At 67.4% G+C, this 18,184-nt stretch carries 17 protein-coding genes; 13 read left to right on the top strand and 4 right to left on the bottom strand.

From position 1 onward, the window contains the following. Positions 1-42 precede the first annotated feature (42 nt). The gene (locus AC6LJ2_RS17025) at positions 43-1,335 is read right to left on the bottom strand and encodes an NCS2 family permease (protein WP_263913287.1); all 1,293 of its coding nucleotides are present in this window, start codon (positions 1,333-1,335) and stop codon (positions 43-45) included. Positions 1,336-1,442: 107 nt separating this feature from the next. On the opposite strand from AC6LJ2_RS17025, the gene tsaD reads away from it, so the two are divergent. Continuing rightward, positions 1,443-2,477 carry a tRNA (adenosine(37)-N6)-threonylcarbamoyltransferase complex transferase subunit TsaD gene (tsaD, locus tag AC6LJ2_RS17030; protein WP_263913288.1) on the top strand — a complete coding sequence of 345 codons (1,035 nt, stop codon included), beginning with the start codon at positions 1,443-1,445 and terminating at the stop codon, positions 2,475-2,477. A gap of 88 nt (positions 2,478-2,565) precedes the next feature. On the opposite strand, the gene plsY is transcribed toward tsaD, so the two are convergent. Then, positions 2,566-3,207 carry a glycerol-3-phosphate 1-O-acyltransferase PlsY gene (plsY, locus tag AC6LJ2_RS17035; protein WP_263913289.1) on the bottom strand — a complete coding sequence of 214 codons (642 nt, stop codon included), beginning with the start codon at positions 3,205-3,207 and terminating at the stop codon, positions 2,566-2,568. A gap of 196 nt (positions 3,208-3,403) precedes the next feature. Between plsY and surE the strand changes: the two genes are divergently transcribed. The 9 genes from surE (at position 3,404) to rlmD (ending at position 12,485) form a co-directional block, all read left to right on the top strand. Continuing rightward, positions 3,404-4,162, top strand: coding sequence for a 5'/3'-nucleotidase SurE (gene surE, locus AC6LJ2_RS17040; RefSeq protein WP_263913290.1), 759 nt, complete (start codon positions 3,404-3,406; stop codon positions 4,160-4,162). After that, positions 4,147-4,971 carry a protein-L-isoaspartate(D-aspartate) O-methyltransferase gene (locus AC6LJ2_RS17045; protein WP_263913291.1) on the top strand — a complete coding sequence of 275 codons (825 nt, stop codon included), beginning with the start codon at positions 4,147-4,149 and terminating at the stop codon, positions 4,969-4,971. Before surE ends, AC6LJ2_RS17045 begins: the two co-directional genes overlap by 16 nt. A 17-nt stretch (positions 4,972-4,988) precedes the next feature. Continuing rightward, positions 4,989-5,849, top strand: a complete 861-nt coding sequence (locus tag AC6LJ2_RS17050; protein WP_263913292.1) for a peptidoglycan DD-metalloendopeptidase family protein — start codon at positions 4,989-4,991, stop codon at positions 5,847-5,849. Beyond that, a complete protein-coding gene (locus AC6LJ2_RS17055; protein ID WP_498151782.1) occupies positions 5,846-6,625 on the top strand; it encodes a 3'-5' exonuclease in 780 nt (259 codons plus the stop codon). Before AC6LJ2_RS17050 ends, AC6LJ2_RS17055 begins: the two co-directional genes overlap by 4 nt. A gap of 159 nt (positions 6,626-6,784) precedes the next feature. Continuing rightward, the gene (locus AC6LJ2_RS17060; RefSeq protein ID WP_445656458.1) at positions 6,785-7,393 is read left to right on the top strand and encodes a periplasmic heavy metal sensor; all 609 of its coding nucleotides are present in this window, start codon (positions 6,785-6,787) and stop codon (positions 7,391-7,393) included. Positions 7,394-7,731: 338 nt separating this feature from the next. Continuing rightward, positions 7,732-8,484 (top strand): TorF family putative porin, encoded by a 753-nt coding sequence (locus AC6LJ2_RS17065; protein ID WP_263913295.1) that lies wholly within the window; start codon positions 7,732-7,734, stop codon positions 8,482-8,484. Between the two features lie 155 nt (positions 8,485-8,639). Further along, positions 8,640-9,542: a LysR substrate-binding domain-containing protein gene (locus AC6LJ2_RS17070; RefSeq protein WP_498151783.1), complete on the top strand. Its 903-nt coding sequence runs from the start codon at positions 8,640-8,642 to the stop codon at positions 9,540-9,542. A 162-nt stretch (positions 9,543-9,704) separates the two neighbouring features. Next, positions 9,705-10,874: an MFS transporter gene (locus AC6LJ2_RS17075; protein ID WP_263913297.1), complete on the top strand. Its 1,170-nt coding sequence runs from the start codon at positions 9,705-9,707 to the stop codon at positions 10,872-10,874. Between the two features lie 45 nt (positions 10,875-10,919). Then, positions 10,920-12,485 carry a 23S rRNA (uracil(1939)-C(5))-methyltransferase RlmD gene (gene rlmD / locus AC6LJ2_RS17080; protein ID WP_498151784.1) on the top strand — a complete coding sequence of 522 codons (1,566 nt, stop codon included), beginning with the start codon at positions 10,920-10,922 and terminating at the stop codon, positions 12,483-12,485. An 81-nt stretch (positions 12,486-12,566) separates the two neighbouring features. Here rlmD and cueR read toward each other — a convergent pair whose 3' ends face one another. Together cueR and AC6LJ2_RS17090 are read right to left on the bottom strand one after the other, a co-directional pair. Continuing rightward, positions 12,567-12,968 carry a Cu(I)-responsive transcriptional regulator gene (cueR, locus tag AC6LJ2_RS17085; protein ID WP_263913299.1) on the bottom strand — a complete coding sequence of 134 codons (402 nt, stop codon included), beginning with the start codon at positions 12,966-12,968 and terminating at the stop codon, positions 12,567-12,569. Positions 12,969-12,994: 26 nt separating this feature from the next. Continuing rightward, positions 12,995-15,274: a heavy metal translocating P-type ATPase gene (locus AC6LJ2_RS17090; protein ID WP_498151785.1), complete on the bottom strand. Its 2,280-nt coding sequence runs from the start codon at positions 15,272-15,274 to the stop codon at positions 12,995-12,997. Between the two features lie 160 nt (positions 15,275-15,434). Here AC6LJ2_RS17090 and AC6LJ2_RS17095 point away from each other — a divergent pair, with 160 nt between their 5' ends. From AC6LJ2_RS17095 to AC6LJ2_RS17105, 3 genes are all read left to right on the top strand, one after another. Further along, on the top strand, positions 15,435-15,635 hold the full coding sequence (locus AC6LJ2_RS17095) for a heavy-metal-associated domain-containing protein (protein WP_175193763.1): 201 nt from the start codon (positions 15,435-15,437) through the stop codon (positions 15,633-15,635). A 169-nt stretch (positions 15,636-15,804) separates the two neighbouring features. After that, positions 15,805-16,533 (top strand): glutathione peroxidase, encoded by a 729-nt coding sequence (locus AC6LJ2_RS17100; RefSeq protein WP_263913302.1) that lies wholly within the window; start codon positions 15,805-15,807, stop codon positions 16,531-16,533. Between the two features lie 211 nt (positions 16,534-16,744). After that, a complete protein-coding gene (locus AC6LJ2_RS17105) occupies positions 16,745-18,181 on the top strand; it encodes a dihydrolipoyl dehydrogenase (RefSeq protein ID WP_263913303.1) in 1,437 nt (478 codons plus the stop codon). Positions 18,182-18,184: the final 3 nt, after the last annotated feature.

The following is an 18,184-nucleotide window of genomic DNA, read 5'->3' on the forward strand; positions in this document are numbered from 1 at the left end:
GCCCTGCGTCGGGCCGCGGCGGCTGTTATCGGCGCTACGTGCTTATTCCGGGAAGAACGCGTAGCGGATCACGAACAGGATCGCCACCAGCCAGGTCGCCGGATGCACGTCGCGCACACGGCCCGTGGCGGTCTTGAGCACCACGTAGCTGATGAAACCGAAGGCAATGCCGTTGGCGATGGAATACGTGAAGGGCATGACCAGGGCGGTCAGCGCGGCCGGGGTGGCTTCGCAGACGTCGTTCCAGTCGATGTCGATCAGTTCGCGCATCATCAGGCCGGCCACGTAGAGCAGGGCGGGCGCGGTGGCGTAGGCGGGCACGGCGCCGGCCAGCGGCGAAATGAACAACGCGGCCAGGAACAGCAGGGCCACGACCAGTGCCGTCAGGCCGGTGCGGCCACCGGCCTGCACGCCCGAGGCGCTTTCGACGTAGGCGGTGGTGCTGCTGGTCCCCAGCATCGAGCCGGCCACGATGGCGGTACTGTCGGCGAACAGGGCGCGGCCCAGGCGGTTGGGGCGGCCTTCGGGCATCAGTCCCGCACGCTTGGCCACGCCGACCAGCGTGCCGGTGGCGTCGAACACCTCGACCAGCACGAACACCAGGATGACGTGCACGAAGCCGGTGTGCAGGGCGCCCAGGATGTCCATCTTGAACAGCGTCGGCGCCAGGCTGGGCGGCGCGGCGAACACGCCCTTGAATTCGTTGTAGCCCAGCCCCATGGACAGCACGGTGACCACCAGGATGCCGATCAGGATCGCGCCGCGCACGCGCAGCGCGTCCAGCGAGGCGATGATGAAAAAGCCCAGGATGGCGAACAGCGGCCCCGGCGCGGTCAGGTCGCCCAGGGTGACCTTGGTGGCGGGGTGCGCCACCACGATGCCGGCGCTGGACAGCGCGATAATGGCCAGGAACAGCCCGATGCCGGCGGCGATGGCGCTGCGCAGCGAATGCGGGATGCCCTTGACCAGCCAGACCCGGATGCCGGAGATGGTCAGGATCAGGAAAATCACGCCCGAGATGAACACCGCGCCCAGCGCCTGCTCCCAGGTGTAGCCCATGGTCTTGACCACGGTGAAGGCGAAGAACGCATTCAGGCCCATGCCGGGCGCCATGCCGATGGGCCAGTTGGCGATCAGTGCCATCACCAGCGAGCCCAGCGCGGCCGCCAGGCAGGTGGCCACGAACACGGCGCTGCGGTCCATGCCGGTGGACGACAGGATGTCCGGGTTCACGAAGATGATGTACGACATGGTCAGGAATGTCGTCAGGCCGGCCACGATTTCGGTTCTTGCGGTCGTGCCGTGTTCACGCAGCTTGAATAGCTTCTCCAGCATTCTTATCCCCAGGGTGCTTGCAGGCTCAGGTTGTCAGGTGAGGGCGTCGGCGCCCTCGACTATTTGTAAACGGGCGTATTTTCGCATCAGTTGTAAACTCTGCCGCCATGATTATTCTCGGCTTTGAAAGCTCCTGCGATGAAACGGGCGTCGCAGCCGTCTGTACGGAACGCGGCCTGCTCGCGCATGCCCTGCACACCCAGATCGCCATGCACCAGGAATACGGGGGCGTGGTGCCTGAACTCGCTTCGCGCGACCACATCCGGCGCGTGGTGCCGCTGACCCGCCAGGTATTGGAAGAGGCCGGCCTGGCCATGTCCGACATCGACGCGGTGGCCTACACGGCAGGTCCGGGCCTGGCCGGGGCGCTGCTGGTGGGCGCGAGCGTGGCGCAGTCGTTCGCCTGGTCGCGCCACCTGCCCGCCATTCCCATCCATCACCTCGAAGGCCACCTGCTGTCGCCGATGCTGGCCGATCCGCGTCCCGAATTCCCGTTCGTGGCGTTGCTGGTGTCGGGCGGCCATACGCAGTTGATGCGGGTCGACGGGGTGGGGCGCTACGAATTGCTGGGCGAAACCCTGGACGACGCCGCGGGCGAGGCCTTCGACAAGTCGGCCAAGCTGATGGGCCTGGGCTACCCCGGCGGCCCCGCGCTGGCCCGCCTGGCGGATCGCGGCGACGCCAGCCGGTTCGATCTGCCCCGGCCCATGCTGCACAGCGGCGACCTGGATTTCAGTTTCAGCGGCTTGAAGACCGCGGTGCTGACCCGCGTCAAGGCGGCCGAGCAGCAGACCGGCACGCTTGATGACCAGACCCGCGCCGACCTGGCGGCGGCCACCCAGGCCGCGATCGTGGAAGTGCTGGCGGCCAAGTCCATCCGCGCCTTGAAGCAGACCGGCTTGCGCCGGCTGGTGGTGGCCGGCGGGGTGGGGGCCAATCAGCTGCTGCGCGCCAAGCTGGCCGCGGCGCTCAAGCCCCTGAAGGCGCAGGCCTATTTCCCGCCGCTGGCGTTGTGTACGGACAACGGCGCCATGATCGCCTTTGCGGCGGCCGAGCGGGTCAAGGCGGGGCTGGTCACGCTGGACGCCGATGCGCACAGCTTCACCATCCGGCCACGCTGGGACCTGGCCGATATCGCCTGAAGCGGGTGCGGGAAGAGGGGGAGGACGGCCAGGCACGCCCGGTGCCCGGCGCGGGCGGGATGCAGCCGGCGGCGCCGGCTGCCAGGGATTACTGCTTCTTGCCGCCGCCGATGCGGCTTTCCGTGCCTTGCACCAGGCGCGTGATATTGGCGCGGTGGCGGTAGAACAACAGCACGCCGATGACCGCCAGCGCGACGCCCAGGGCCGGCTGGGCATACCAGGCCATGCCCGACCCGAACACGTAATAGACCGGGGCAAAAAAGGCCGCCACCAGCGACGCCAGGGACGAATAGCGGAAAAAGATCGCGATGATCAGCCAGGTCGCGGCGGTGGCAACCGCCAGCCAGGGCTGGATCGCGACCAGCACGCCCAGGGCGGTGGCCACGCCCTTGCCGCCCTTGAATCCCAGGAAAACCGGGTACAGATGGCCCAGGAAGGCCGCCACGACGACGGCGGCCAGCGGCCACGGCGCGATGCCGGGGGCCAGCTTCTCGGCCAGCCATACGGCGAACCAGCCCTTGGCGGCGTCGCCCAGCAGCGTCAGCGCGGCGGCGGTCTTGTTGCCGGTGCGCAGCACATTGGTGGCGCCCGGGTTCTTCGAACCGTAGCTGCGGGGGTCCTGCAGTCCCATGAGTTTGCTGACCACCACGGCGAACGGCACGGAGCCGATCAGGTAGGCCAGCAGGATGAGCGCCGCGGTGAACGCCAGGGAGGGTTCGGTGATCGCCATAGGGAGTGAGCGTCCGTTGTCGTTGTGTTGTTGTGGATCTTGATGGCTGCGGATTCTACCTCGCCGGCCGGCCGGGCCGGATTCGGGTTATCGATTGGGCAATGCGGGACAGATTGGCGCGAGGCCATCCGGCCGACGCCTGCGGACGGTACAATCCAGCCGGTCCACCCGCGTTTTATTTTCTTTCGGATGCACAATGCGAATTCTGGTTTCGAACGATGATGGTTATTCGGCCCCTGGCCTCGAAGCGCTGGTAGCAGCGCTGCAGGGCCTGGGCGAGCTCACCGTCGTCGCGCCCGAGACCAACCACAGCGGCGCGTCCAACTCCCTGACGCTGAACCGCCCGCTGTCGGTGCGCACGGCCTCCAACGGCTTCATCGCCGTCAACGGCACCCCGTCCGATTGCGTCCACGTGGCCCTGACCGGCCTGATGGATACGCGCCCCGACCTGGTCGTGTCCGGCATCAACAACGGCGCGAACATGGGCGACGACACGCTCTATTCGGGCACCGTGGCCGCCGCCAGCGAAGGCTACCTGTTCGGCATCCCGTCCATTGCCTTCTCGCTGGCCGAAAAAGGCTGGGAACACATCGAATCGGCCGCCCGCGCCGCGCGCCTGGTGGTCGAACGCCAGCTGGCCCAGCCGCTGGCCGCCCCGGTGCTGCTGAACGTCAACATCCCCAGCCGCCGCTTTGACGACATGCATGGCTTCCAGGTCACCCGCCTGGGCAAGCGCCATCCGTCGCAGCCGGTGGTGCGCACCACCACGCCGTATGGCGATCCGGTCTACTGGATCGGTCCGGTGGGACAGGCGTCCGATGCCACGCCGGGTACCGACTTCCACGCGGTCGCGCAGGGCATGGTGTCGGTCACGCCCTTGCGGCTGGACCTGACCCAGCACAGCCAGCTCGACGAGATCCGGACCTGGGCGGAGCCGCTATGCGCCGACGCATAAGCCAGCCGGACGTCTCGCAGGCGGTACCCGGGCGGCCCAGCCCGGTCCGCTACGACTCTGGCCGGCTCAGCCCGGGCGTCACGCCCGCCAACAGCAACACCCGGGTGTCCGCCGCCACCCTGCAAAGCCAGGCCAAGGCGCCCACGCCCGCCGCGGGCGGCAACCTGGGCCTGAACTCCGATCGCCTGCGCCAGGCCATGGTGCAGCGCCTGCGCAGCCAGGGCGCCACCGACGAGCGCGTGCTCAACGCGATGGCCGCGGTGCCGCGCCACTTGTTCGTCGACGAAGCGCTGGCCAGCCGCGCCTACGAAGACGCCGCGCTGCCCATCGGCCATTCGCAGACCATTTCACAACCCTGGGTGGTGGCGCGCATGATCGCCGCCATCTGCGAAGACCGCACGCCCACCCGCGTGCTGGAAGTCGGCGCCGGCTGCGGCTACCAGGCCGCGGTGCTGGCGCAGTTCGTGCGCGAGGTGCATTCCATCGAACGCATCCGCGGACTCTACGAGCTGGCGCGCGAGCATCTGCGCGCCTTGCGGCTCACCACGCGCATCCGCCTGATCTACGGCGATGGCATGCTGGGCCTGCCCGGCGTGGCGCCTTTCGATGCTATCGTTGTGGCTGCCGCCGGCCTGACCATCCCGCAAGCGTTGCTCTCGCAGCTCGCGCCGGGGGGGCGCCTGATCGCTCCCGAAGGGGGCTCGAACCAGCGCCTGGTGCTCATCGAACGCACGGGCGCGGCCAGCTGGAAACGTACTGAATTAGAGGCCGTGCGCTTTGTGCCGCTACGTGCCGGAATACAATCTTGAGCAAACAGGAGAAACGTATGCTCAACGGGCAGTTGCAACTGACCGATCTGACCATGGGCGTGTCCATGACGCGCCTGCGCCGCCCGATTTTCGTGGCCGGTGTTCTCAGCCTGGCCATCCTGGCCGGCTGCGCATCAAAAGGTACCCGCGCCCCGGTCGTCGACCTTGCTGGCGGACAGCCGTCCGCCCCGACGCAACCCGGCGGCAGCTATGTCGTCAAGCCGGGCGACACCCTTTACAAGATCGCCCGCGCCAATAACGTGGACATCGAAAGCGTCAAGCGCTGGAACAACCTCAGCGATCCCAACCAGATTTCGGTGGGGCAGGTGCTGAAGATGTCCGGTGGCTCGGGCGGCACGGCGCAGCCCGCGCCCATCGCCAGCAACAAGGCGCAGCCGCGTCCGCTGGACCAGCCGGCCGACACGTCCGGCACCGCCGTGGCCTCGTTGCCGCCGCCCACGCCCGCAGCCACGCCGACGGAAACCAAGCCGGTCACGCGCGCGGCCGATGCCAGCGTCATCAACTGGGCCTGGCCGGCCGGCGGCCAGATCATGCAGGGCTTCAACAACAACAGCAAAGGCATCGACATCGCCGGCGCGCTGGGCGACCCGGTCACCGCTGCGGCGGATGGCAAGGTCATGTACAGCGGCAACGGCGTGCGCGGCCTGGGCAACCTCATCATCGTGAACCACCAGAACGGCTTCATCACGGCGTATGCGCACAACCGCACGCTGCTCGTGAAGACCGGCCAGGACGTCAAGCGTGGCGCCAAGATCGCCGAAATCGGCCAAAGCGACACCACGTCGCCGCGCCTGCATTTCGAGATCCGCCGCCAGGGCACGCCCGTGGATCCGATGCAGTACCTGCCCGCCAAATGACGCCCACGCTGGTTTTCGACCTTGAAACCATTCCCGACGCGGATGGCCTGCGCAAGCTGAACGGCTGGGGCGCCGACGTGCCTGACCACGAGGTCGTCGAACGCGCGCTCACGGCCCGCCGCGAAGCCGTGGGCCACGACTTCCTGCCGCTGCACCTGCACAAGGTGGCGGTGGTGGGCTGCGTGTTTCGCGACGACCAGGGCTTTCGCGTCAAGACGCTGGGCCAGGCCGATGACCCCGAAGCGGCGTTGCTGGCGGGTTTCTTCAAGACCATCGAACGCTACACGCCCAAGCTGGTGAGCTGGAACGGTTCGGGCTTTGACCTGCCGGTGCTGCACTACCGCAGCCTGATCCAGGGCGTGCCCGCGCCGCGCTACTGGGATATGGGCGAAGAAGATCGCGATTTCAAGTTCAACAACTATATCTCGCGCTATCACAATCGCCACCTGGACCTGATGGACGTGCTGGCCAAGTACAACGGCCGCGCCAACGCGCCGCTCGACGAACTGGCCAAGCTCTGCGGTTTTCCCGGCAAGCTGGGCATGGACGGCAGCAAGGTCTGGGAAGCCTGGAGCAGCGGCCGCGCCGACGAGGTGCGCGCCTATTGCGAAACCGACGTCGTCAACACCTGGCTGGTGTATTGCCGCTTTCGTTTCCTGCGCGGCGAGCTTGACCGCACCGCCTACGACGCCGAAATCGCGCTGGTGCGCGACACCCTGTCGGCCAGCGATGCGCCGCACTGGAAGGAATACCTGGCCGCGTGGGACGCCGGCTGATTTTCACGCAATGGTCTTGCACCCAAACGGAGCCCGTGGGCTCCGTTTGCACGTCCGGGCATACGCAATCGACTGAAACATAGCTTGCGCCAGCGAAACCTGGATGAAACCGGGCGAATCGCACAATGGCCTCGCTTTCTTCACTTTCAGGAGACCTACATGTCCCGATTCGCTATCCGCTCCAACTTGGCTGCCCTGGCCATGGTCGCCGCCTCGGGCGGCTTGCTGGCCGGCACCGTGATGGCGGCTCCGCCCGCCGATGGCGGCCCTGCCGCCATGCACGAAGGCCGCCACGGCGACGGCTTCCACAAGGGCATGCGCGACGGCCTGTGGATCCCGGGCCTGGGCCCCGTGTCCAAGGCACAGGTCGACCAACTCAAGCTGGACGACAAGCAGCAAGCCCTGCTCAAGACGGCACAGGACGGCCAACGCGGCCTGCGCGACGCCATGCGCGCATCGGGCGGCCAACGCCACGACCTGCTCAAGGCGCAGCTGGATGCCGGCAAGCTCGATCCGCACGCCCTGGCCGACCAGACCGACAAGTCCCGCGAGCAATTCGGTTCGCAGGCCAAGCAGGTGCGCGACCAATGGCTGGCCGTGTGGGATAGCCTGAACGACGCCCAGCGTGCCCAGGTGACCCAACTGGTCAAGGAACGCCAGGCCAAGATGCAGGAACGCCATGCCAAGATGGAAGGCCGTCACGGCAAGGGTCCGGGCAACCCCCCGGGCGCGGTGCCGCCGCCCCCGGCGCCTCCCGCAGCCAACTAAGCGGCCGGCGCCCCGCCGGTCCACCCCGCGAAACGCCGGTGCGGCCCACAGCCCCCCGGCCTGCCGAGCGCACGCCGGGGTTTTCTTTTGCGCGGCGTCGCCGGGGCGCGCAAGCCCCATTTTGATGCGCCGCTGCCTGCGCGCGCACCGCGGTGCACCAATCCGGTGCGCGCGCCGTGCGCTTTCAGCGCGCTGCCAGCCGTCCGACACGTGATTGAAACCTGGCACGGACCTTGCTTGAAGGAAAGGGACCCGGTTACCCGCCGTTGCAAGACCGGTTTGATGGATGCGCCTCTGGCCGTCCTCCTCCTCGTTAAATCCGATCAGGACACCGCACCATGAAGAAGACGTTGCTAGCCTTGCCCGCTGTGCTTGCCGCTTGTTTCGCTGTGACGGCGCAGGCCGAACCCACCGACCTGGGCGGCGGTTTTTCGCTCAGCGGCAATGCCACGATCGCCAGCGACTACCGCTTCCGCGGTTATTCGCAGACGGACTTCCGTCCCGCCGCGCAACTGGGCATCGACCTGACCCACAGTTCCGGCTTCTACCTGGGCAACTGGAACTCCAATGTGTCCAACTTCGTCTTCACCGACGGCAACCTGGAAATGGACTTCTACGGCGGCTGGAAGGGCGACGTGGGCGGGGGCTTCACGCTGGATGCCGGCGTGCTGCACTACTACTACCCGGGTTCCAGCTCGCCCAAGGGCGGCAACTACAACAACACCGACCTGTACCTGGCCGGCACCTATGCCAACTACACCCTCAAGTACTCCTACACGCCCAGCGACTTCTTCAGTACGCCGGACAGCAAGGGCACCTGGTACCTGGACGGCACCGCGAACTTCGACCTGGGCGACGGCTGGGGCCTGGTCGGCCACGTCGGCTACCAGAAGCTGAAGAACCAGGTCAACATGGACGGCGATTCCATCAGCGGCTATGTCGACTACAAGCTGGGTGTCACCAAGGACCTGAAGGGCTGGGTGCTGGGGCTGGCCGCGGTCGGCGCCAGCAAGGACAACTGGCTGCCGACCAAGTACGGCCATCCGTCGGGCCGCCTGGGCGCGGTGTTCTCGGTGTCGCGTTCGTTCTGATCTTCCCACTATCCGTGGCGGCGCCCTGACCGGCGCCGGCTTTGGGGGGCTTGATGGAGACTGCCTGATGGGCCGTCTCCGGCAAGTCCCCCTTTTTTATGGCGGGCAGATAAAAAATATACTGTCGAGGTGCCAATAAGACGCCAGCCATATCAATGATCGAAACTCGCCTGCTACGCCAATTCATTGCGGTCGCCGAGGAACTGCACTTCAACCGCGCCGCGGAACGCCTGCACATGGCCCAGCCGCCGCTCAGCCAGGCGATACGCCGGCTGGAAGCCGAGGTCGGGGCGCCCCTGTTCGAACGCAACAACCGCAATGTGGCGCTGACGCCGGCCGGCACGGCCTTCCTGGACACCGCGCGGCGTACGCTGACGTCGCTGGAAGAAGGCGTGGCCCACACGCGCCGGGTGTCGCAAGGCATCGACGGGCATCTGACGCTGACCTTCATCAACATCACGCCCTACGAAGCGCTGCTGCGGGCCTTGCGTGATTTCCGCACGGCGGCGCCCGCGGTGGCGTTCACGCTGCGCGAGGCGTCCACGCGCGAGCAGGTGGCGGCCCTGGAAAGCGGAACGGCCGATGTCGGTTTTCTGCGCACGCCGGGCACCACCACATTGGACCTGAGTTTCCACACGATCCTGCGCGAGCCCATTGCGGTGGCGCTGCCTGCCGGCCATCCGCTGTCCGGGCAGGCCCGGGTGGCATTGGCGGACCTGGCCCACGAGGCCTTCGTGGCCTCGCCGCGGGCGCTGGGGCAGGGCTTTCATGACCAGTTGGTGCAGTTGTGCCAGACCGCGGGCTTTGCACCCCGCGTGGTGCAGCACGGCCGCCAGCTGCAGACCTTGGTGGCGCTGGTGGCCGCCGGTTTCGGCGTTGCCTTGCTGCCGGCGTCGTTGGCGGTGCCGGGCCGTAGCGACATCGTGTTCAAGCCGCTGGTCGCCGATGCGCCGGCCGACCTGCTGCATCTGGACCTGTTGATGGCGTGGAACCATGCGCGACCATCGCCGGTGCGCGACCGCTTCATCGAGGCGGTGCGCGAGGCCATGCCGCGCTAAGGCGGGGTCCGCAAACCCGTGGTGCCGCGACCCGGCTGGCCGAATGGACAAATAAGATTTTTTATGTCTTGTTCGGCGATAAATAAGATATTTTACGAACCGCGCGACCCTTCCTAAGCTTTCGGGTATTGCTCATCACCGGGCCCGTGCCCTGGATTCGCCATGCCTGTCGCTGTCTATGTTTTCTCGCTTTGCACTTTTGCCTTCGGGCTGTCCGAATTCGTCGTGGCCGGCCTGGTGTCGGCCATGGCCGACGATCTGCATGCCCGCGTCGAAGCGGTCGGCACGGCGATAGCCGCCTACGCCTTTGGCGCCGCCCTTGGCGCGCCGTTCCTGACGGCGCTGGCGGCGCGTTGGCCAGACCGCCGCACGCTGGGCCTTGCGATGGCGGTCTTGACGGCCGGCAGCGTCGTCATCAGCCTGTCGTCCACGTTGGCAGGCTTGTTGGCCATGCGTTTCGTGGTGGGGCTGGCGCACGGCGTCTTCATGGCGGTGGCCTCGGATGCTGCCACACGCCTGGCCGGACCGGCGCGAGCGGGCAGGGCGCTGTCGGTGGTCTGGCTGGGCCTGACGCTGGCGCTCGCCGCGGGGGTGCCGCTGGGTACCTATCTGGGCAGCGTGTGGTCGTGGCGGGCCGTGTTCCTGGCGATGGCGGGGTTGGGCCTGCTGGGGGCGGGCGGGCTGCTGGCACTGATGCCGGCGCGCTCGACAGACACGCCGGCCGCAGGTGCGGCGGCGGCATTGCGGGCATTGGGGCATCCTCAATTGCTGATGACGGCGGGCGTCGGCGCACTGGTCAGCGTGGCCACGTTTTCGTTTTTCACCTTCATTTCCCCCTTTCTGCTGCAGGTGGCCGGGTCGGACATCCGCTGGCTCAGCCTGGCGATGCTGCTGTTCGGCCTGTGTTCGATCGGCGGCAATCTGCTGGGCGGCTGGCTGGCGGATGCGGCCCAGCCCGACCGCAGCACGCAATGGGCCCTGGCGGCGCTGGCGCTTAACCTGGGGGCGCTATATGGGCTGCGACATGGGCCATTGGCGGTGGCCGCGCTGGCCGGCCTGCTGGGGCTATGCTTTTTCGCCATCGTCACGCTGCTGACGTTGCGGCTCCTGACCTTGGCGCGCCGCTACGTGCCGGCGTCCACCGCGGCCGCCGCGGGGCTGAACATCGCCTCGTTCAACCTGGGCACCGCCTTGGGCGGGGCGCTGGGCAGCGGGGTGATCGCCGCGGGCGGCCTGGCTTGGTTGCCGCTGGCGGGGGCGGCGGCCGCCCTGGCGGCCGCGGCGGCGCTGCGAGGCCAGGTCGCCCGGACGCCGCAACGGCAGCCGGCCTGAATCCTTTTACAATGCCGGGTTGCGTGTAAATCTGGACTGCGTGAGATGTCTGACGTTTTGAGTATCGAATCCCTGGATCTGGAAGCCCGGGGCATTGCCCGCCGCGATGGCAAGGTCATATTCGTGGAAGGCGCCTTGCCGGGCGAGCAGGTCACGGCGGTGACCGTGCGCCGCAAGCCGTCCTATGAAATCGCACGCGTGGACGAAGTGCGGCGGCCTTCGTCGCAGCGGGTCGTGCCGCGCTGCCCCCATTTCGGCGTCTGTGGCGGCTGTGCCATGCAGCACCTGGAGCCCAGCACCCAGGTCGCGATCAAGCAACGTTCGCTGGAAGACACCTTCTGGCACGTGGGCAAGCTGCGCCCGGCGCGCATCCTGCCGCCGCTGCAAGGTCCCACCTGGGGCTACCGCTATCGTGCGCGCCTGTCGGTGCGCGTGGTGCCCAAGAAGGGCGGCGTGCTGGTCGGCTTTCACGAGCGCAAGAGCAGCTACGTGGCCGACATGCGCGAATGCCACGTACTGCCGCGCCACGTCAGCGACCTCCTGATGCCGCTGCGCGCCATGATCGCGTCGATGTCCGCGCCCGACCGCCTGCCGCAGGTGGAAGTGTCGCTGGGCGACGGCGTCACCGCGCTGGTGCTGCGCCATCTGCTGCCCCTGACCGACAACGACATCGCCGTGCTGCGCGCCTTTGCGGACAAGCACAACGTGCAGTGGTGGCTGCAGCCCAAGGGTCCCGATACCGTGCACCCGCTGGTGCGCGAACACGGCGACGCGCTGGCCTACACCATGCCCGAATTCGGCCTGCGCATGCCGTACCGGCCGACCGACTTCACGCAGGTCAACCATGCCATCAACCGCGCCATGGTGTCGCGCGCGCTCAAGTTGCTGGACGTGCAGCCCACCGACCGCGTGGCTGACCTGTTCTGCGGCCTGGGCAACTTCACGCTGCCGCTGGCGACCCAGGCCCGCGAGGCCGTGGGCGTGGAAGGCAGCAAGGCGCTGACCGACCGGGCTTTCGATGCCGCCGCGCGCCACGGCCTGGCCGATCGCACCAGCTTCTCGACCTTGAACCTGTTCGAAGTCGACGCGCACTGGCTGCGCAGCCTGGGGTTCTTCGATCGCATGCTGATCGACCCGCCGCGCGAAGGCGCCCATGCGGTGTCGCAGGCACTGGCGCAGTTGACGCCGGAAGAGCGGCCGCGCCGCATCGTCTACGTGTCCTGTAACCCGGCCACGCTGGCGCGCGATGCGTCGATCCTGGTGCACGAGGGCGGCTACCTGCTCAAGAGCGCGGGCGTCATCAATATGTTCCCGCACACCGGTCACGTGGAATCCATCGCGGTATTCGAATCGCTGGACGCCGCGGGCGTCTTGCAGGTGCAGGAAAACGCGCGTCTGCGCGCCATCCAGCAGGCGGCCGAGACGATGGCGGCAGAAGCCGAGAAAGCTGCTGCCGCGGCTGAAAAGAAGGCGGCCAAGCAGGCCGCCACCGACGCGTACCATGCACGCGTTGCGGCCGAGGCGCAAGCGCCCCAGGCCGAAATGGCCCAAGCCGAAATGGCCCAAGCCGAAATGGCTCAAGCCGTGCCCGGGCAGCCGGATAAGGCCTGATGTGAAAAAGGCGGCCCTTCGGGGCCGCCTTGCTTTGGGGCCGCGCGTTGACTACGCCGGCCATGTCTTCCGAAAACGCTGCTATCCGACCTGCTGAGGCCCGCCCAGATTCTCCAGGATCGGGCAGTCAGGCCGGTCATCGCCATGGCAGTGCTGCGCCAGATGCTTGAGCGTGGCCGCCATGTCGCGCAGGGCGCAGGCCTTGCGTTCCAGTTCCTCGACGTGTTCCAGCGCAATGCGTTTCACGTCGGCGCTGGCGCGGCTGCGGTCTTTCCATAGCGCCAGCAGCCCGTTCATCTGCTCGACTGAAAACCCCAGGTCGCGCGCCCGGCGCACGAAGCGCAGCGTGTGCAGGTCGTTTTCGCTGTAGACGCGGTAACCCGAGTCCTTGCGCAGCGCCGGGCCGATCAGGCCGATGCTTTCGTAGTAGCGGATCATCTTGGCCGAGATGCCCGAGGCTTGCGCGGCTTGTCCGATGTTCATGCAATGGCCTCCTTGGGGGCGAGGGATCAGTGGGCCGCACGCGGCCGGAAGGTCTTCAGGCGCAGTGCGTTGCCCAGCACGAACACGCTGGACAGCGCCATGGCGCCGGCCGCGAAGATGGGCGACAACGACAGTCCGAAGGCCGGATACAGCGCGCCTGCCGCCAACGGAATCAAGGCGGCGTTGTAGGCAAAGGCCCAGAACAGGTTCTGGCGAATGTTGGCCAGCGTGGCGCGGCTGAGCGCGATGGCGTTGGGCACGCCGTGCAGATCGTCGGCCATCAGCACCACCGAGGCGGCTTCGATGGCGACGTCGGTGCCCGTGCCGATGGCAATGCCGGTATCGGCGGCGGCCAGCGCCGGTGCGTCATTGATGCCGTCGCCCACGAAGGCCACCTTGCGGCCGCCGGCGCGCAATGCGGTGATGGCCTCGACCTTGCCGTCGGGCAGGACCTCGGCGCGCACTTCATCGATGCCCAACTGGCGCGCCACGGCCTGGGCCGTATGGCGGTTGTCGCCGGTGATCATGGCGGTCTTCAGGCCTTGCGCGTGCAGCGCGGCAATGGCGTCCACGGCCGACGGCTTGATGGGGTCGGTCACGGCGATCATGGCGGCGGCCTGGCCGTCGATGGCCACGTAGATGGGCGTCTTGCCTTCATTGCCCCAGCGCTCGGCGCGTTGGCCGAAGGCGCTGACGTCCACGCCGCGCTCGCGCATCAGCCGGTCGGCGCCGGCCAGCACGCGCTTGCCGGCCACCGAGGCCTCGACGCCCGCGCCGGTGATGGCGGCAAAGCCGTCAGCGGGCAGCAGCGTCAGCTTGCGCTCGGCCGCGGCATCGACGATGGCCAGCGCGATCGGGTGTTCGGACCGCGCCTGCACCGACGCGACCCACAGCAACACGTCTTCATCGCGGTAGCCGGCGGCCGCTTCCAGTTCGGTGAGGGTGGGCTTGCCCAGGGTCAGCGTGCCGGTCTTGTCGAACGCCACCACATTGACGTCGCGCAGCGTCTGCAAGGCGTCGCCCTGGCGGAACAGCACGCCCATTTCTGCGGCGCGGCCGGTGCCCACCATGATGGACGTGGGCGTGGCCAGGCCCATCGCGCAGGGGCAGGCGATGATCAGCACGGCCACGGCATTGACCAGCGCGTGCGACAGCGCCGGCGTCGGCCCCAGGAAGAACCAGGCCAGGAAGGTCAGCAGCGCGGCCGCCATCACGGCCGGCACGAACCAGGCGGTGACCTGATCGACCAGTGCCTGGATCGGCAGGCGCGCGCCCTGGGCGGCCTCGACCATGCGGATGATGCGCGCCAGCATGGTGTCCGCGCCGGTGTGGGTAATGCGCAGCGTGAAGCTGCCCGAGGTATTGAGCGTGCCGCCGGTGGCCTGCATGCCCGGCTGCTTTTCGACGGGCACCGGTTCGCCGGTCAGCATCGATTCATCGACGTAGGAACTGCCTTCGATGATCTCGCCGTCCAGCGGAATCTTTTCGCCGGGGCGCACCAGCACGAGGTCGCCGCGGCGCACCTGTTCGATCTCGACGTCCTGCGGCTGGCCATCGCGCAGCACGCGCGCGGTGCGCGGCTGCAGGCCGATCAACCGCTTGATGGCGGCGCCCGTCTTGCCCTTGGCGCGGGCTTCCAGCGTGCGGCCAAGCAAGATCAGCGTGACGATGACGGCGGCGGCCTCGTAATAGACGTTGCGGGCGGCTTCTGGCAGCCAGTCGGGCGCAAAGGTCGCCACGACCGAATAGCCCCACGCCGCGCCCGCGCCCAGGGCCACCAGCGAATTCATTTCCGGCGCGCGGCGCCACAGCGCGGTCAGGCCCTTGCTGAAGAAGTGGCGGCCGGGCCAGGCCAGCACGGCCGTGGTCAGCACGAATTGCAGCAGCCAGCTGTTCTGCTGGCCGATGGTGCCCAGCACCCAGTGATGCAGGGCGGGAATCAGGTGCGAGCCCATTTCCAGCACGAACACGGGCAGCGTCAGCACCAGCGCGGCCATGAAGGCGTGTTGCAGGCGCCGCGCTTCGGCGTCGCGGGCTTCGGATTGGCGTTCGGCGTGGTCGTCCTGGGCGGCGATGGGGCGGGCCTCGTAGCCCATCTTCACCACAGCCTGGACCAGGGCGTCGGGCTGGGCGGTCTGCGGGTCATACGCGACCAGGGCGCGTTCGGTGGCCAGGTTGACCTGGGCCTGGGCCACGCCCGGCACGCGGGTCAGGGCTTTTTCCACGCGCTTCACGCAGGACGCGCAGGTCATGCCTTCGATGGCAAGTTCCAGCTCGACGGAAGGGGCAGGGATGGCAGCGCTCATGGCAGTCTCGGTGGGAAGGGAACCCACAGTGTCATCCTTCCCATTATGGGAAGGTCAAGGTGTATTCTACGCTTGACCTTCCTATAATGGGAAGGTTTAAGCTGGGTTCAAGCTCGCGCAAGCAACCGGCGCGGCCAACCTGAAATTCCTGGAGAACAGCATGAGCATCGAATTCCAAGTCCCCGACATGACCTGCGGCCATTGCGTCAAGACCATCACCGGCGCGGTCAATGCGGCGGCGCCCGGCGCGACCGTGGCCGTGGACCTGCCCAGCCACCGCGTGACCGTCAGCGGCACGGACCAGGCCGACAAGGTCGAGGCCGCCATCCGCGACGCGGGCTACGAGCCGCAGCGCGTCTGAGGCCAGTCCGCCGCTGGAAGGTATGATAGAAAACTTCTGGCGGCGGCTATTTCGTAATTACCAAAATCTATCGATCAAGTAAATTTATTAAATTTGAACAATTGATAGATCAGATTTATCATTCTTTCCATGGTGGTTAAACAAACCCCGCTACCCAAGGAGAGATTGAATGCTGCAAAACCGTGAAGGCCAACGTGTTCCCAACGTAACGTTCCCCGTCCGCGAGGGCAACACCTGGAAAAAGCTCACGTCCGACGACCTGTTCAAGAACAAGACGGTCGTGGTCTTTTCGCTTCCCGGCGCGTTCACGCCGACCTGCTCGTCCACCCACCTGCCGCGCTACAACGAACTGGCCCCGGCCTTCTTCGAAGCCGGCGTCGACAGCATCGTCTGCGTGTCCGTCAACGACACCTTCGTCATGAACGAATGGGCCAAGGACCAGGAATCGGCCAACATCACGCTCTTGCCCGACGGCAACGGTGAGTTCACCGAAGGCATGGGCATGCTGGTCGACAAGAGCGACCTGGGCTTCGGCAAGCGCAGCTGGCGCTATTCCATGCTGGTCAAGGACGGCGTGGTCCAGAAGATGTTCATCGAGCCCGAAAAGGAAGGCGACCCGTTTGAAGTGTCGGACGCCGACACCATGCTGGCGCACGTCGCCCCGTCGGCCAAGAAGCCCGACCAGGTGGTCGTGTTCTCCAAGCCGGGCTGCCCGTTCTGCGTCGAAGCCAAGGCGCTGCTGGACAGCAAGGGTTACGCCCCGATCGAGATCCCGCTGGAAAACAAGGTCCGCGGCCGTGTGATCGGCGCCGTGTCCGGCAAGGGCACCGCTCCCCAGGTGTTCATCAATGGCACGCTGATCGGCGGCCTGGACGACCTGAAGGCGCACTTCGCCTAAGCCCGTCTGATTGCTGGCGGGGGACGGGCCCGACGCCTCTTCCCGCCGCCGGGCCGCCCTGCGCGGTCCGGCGCGCCGGTTTCCCCTTGTTTCGCATCTTCGTGCGGCCCCTTTTCGGGGCGGCGGGGCGACGCTCGTCCCGAGGGTGCGCAACAAGGCGGAATCCGCCTTTGAAACCATTGCTCCACGTGACAACCGGGGGACCTGATAGATGAAGACTCTGCACACCGATATCGCCGTTCTTGGCGCCGGCACCGCCGGCCTGGCCGCCTACCGCGCCGCGAAGGCCGCGGGCAAGCGCGCGCTGCTGATCGAAGGCGGCCCCTATGGCACCACCTGCGCCCGCGTCGGCTGCATGCCGTCCAAGCTGCTGATCGCCGCGGCCGAAGCGGCCCACAACGCCGCCCACACCGAGGCATTTGGCGTGCAGGTGCAGGGCGAGATCGCCGTGGACGGCGTGGCCGTGATGGACCGCGTCAAGCGCGAACGCGACCGCTTCGTGGGCTTCGTGCTCGAGGGCGTCGAGAACATTCCCGCCGAAGACAAGATCCGCGGCTACGCCCGCTTCGTGTCCGACACGGTGTTGCGGGTGGATGAACACACCGAGATCCACGCGTCCCGCGTGGTCATCGCGACGGGCTCGCGCCCGGCGGTGCCGCCGCCGTTCCGCGGGCTGGGCGACCGGCTGGTGTTGAACGACGACGTGTTTGCCTGGGACGACCTGCCGCGCCGCGTGGCCGTGTTCGGCCCGGGGGTGATCGGGCTGGAACTGGGCCAGGCGCTGGCGCGATTGGGTGTAGAGGTGCGCGTGTTCGGCGTCAGCGGCAGCCTGGGCGGCATCAGCGACCCGCAGGTGCGCCACAGCGCGCGCAAGATCTTCCAGCGCGAGTTCTACCTGGACCCGGATGCCCGGGTGCTGGAAACGCAGCGCGTGGGCGACGAAGTGGAAGTGCGCTACGTGGCGCTGGACAACAGCGAACGCACCGAGCGCTTCGATTACGCGCTGGTGGCCACCGGCCGCCGCCCGAATGTGGATGGGCTGGGGCTGGAGAACACCTCGCTGCAACTGAACGCGCAGGGGGTGCCGCTGTTCGACCGTGAAACGATGCAGGCGGGCGATTCGGCCATTTTCATCGCCGGTGATGCCAACGCCGATGCGCCCTTGCTGCACGAAGCCGCCGACGAAGGCCGCATCGCGGGCGAAAATGCGGCCCGCTATCCCGAGGTGCGCCAGGGCTTGCGCCGCGCGCCGCTGGCGGTGGTGTTCTCGGACCCACAGATTGCGCTGGCAGGCCAGGGCCATGGCCGCCTGACGCCGGGCACGTTCGTGACGGGCGAGGTGGATTTCAGCGACCAGGGCCGTTCGCGAGTGATGCTGAAGAACCGTGGCCTGCTGCATGTGTATGCGGATATCGCGACGGGCCGCTTCCTGGGGGCGGAAATGGTCGGCCCCAGCGCCGAGCATATTGGCCACCTGCTGGCCTGGGCCGTGCAGCAGGAGCTGACCGTGGCGCGCATGCTGGAAATGCCGTTCTACCATCCGGTGATCGAAGAAGGGCTGCGCACCGCGCTGCGCGACGCCGCGGCCAAGCTGGCCCGCGCGCAGGAAGCGCTGCGCCAGGTGGAAGCGGAAGGCGCCACGGCCTGATCC

The sequence above is a fragment of the Achromobacter sp. 1014246743 genome (assembly GCF_059760725.1).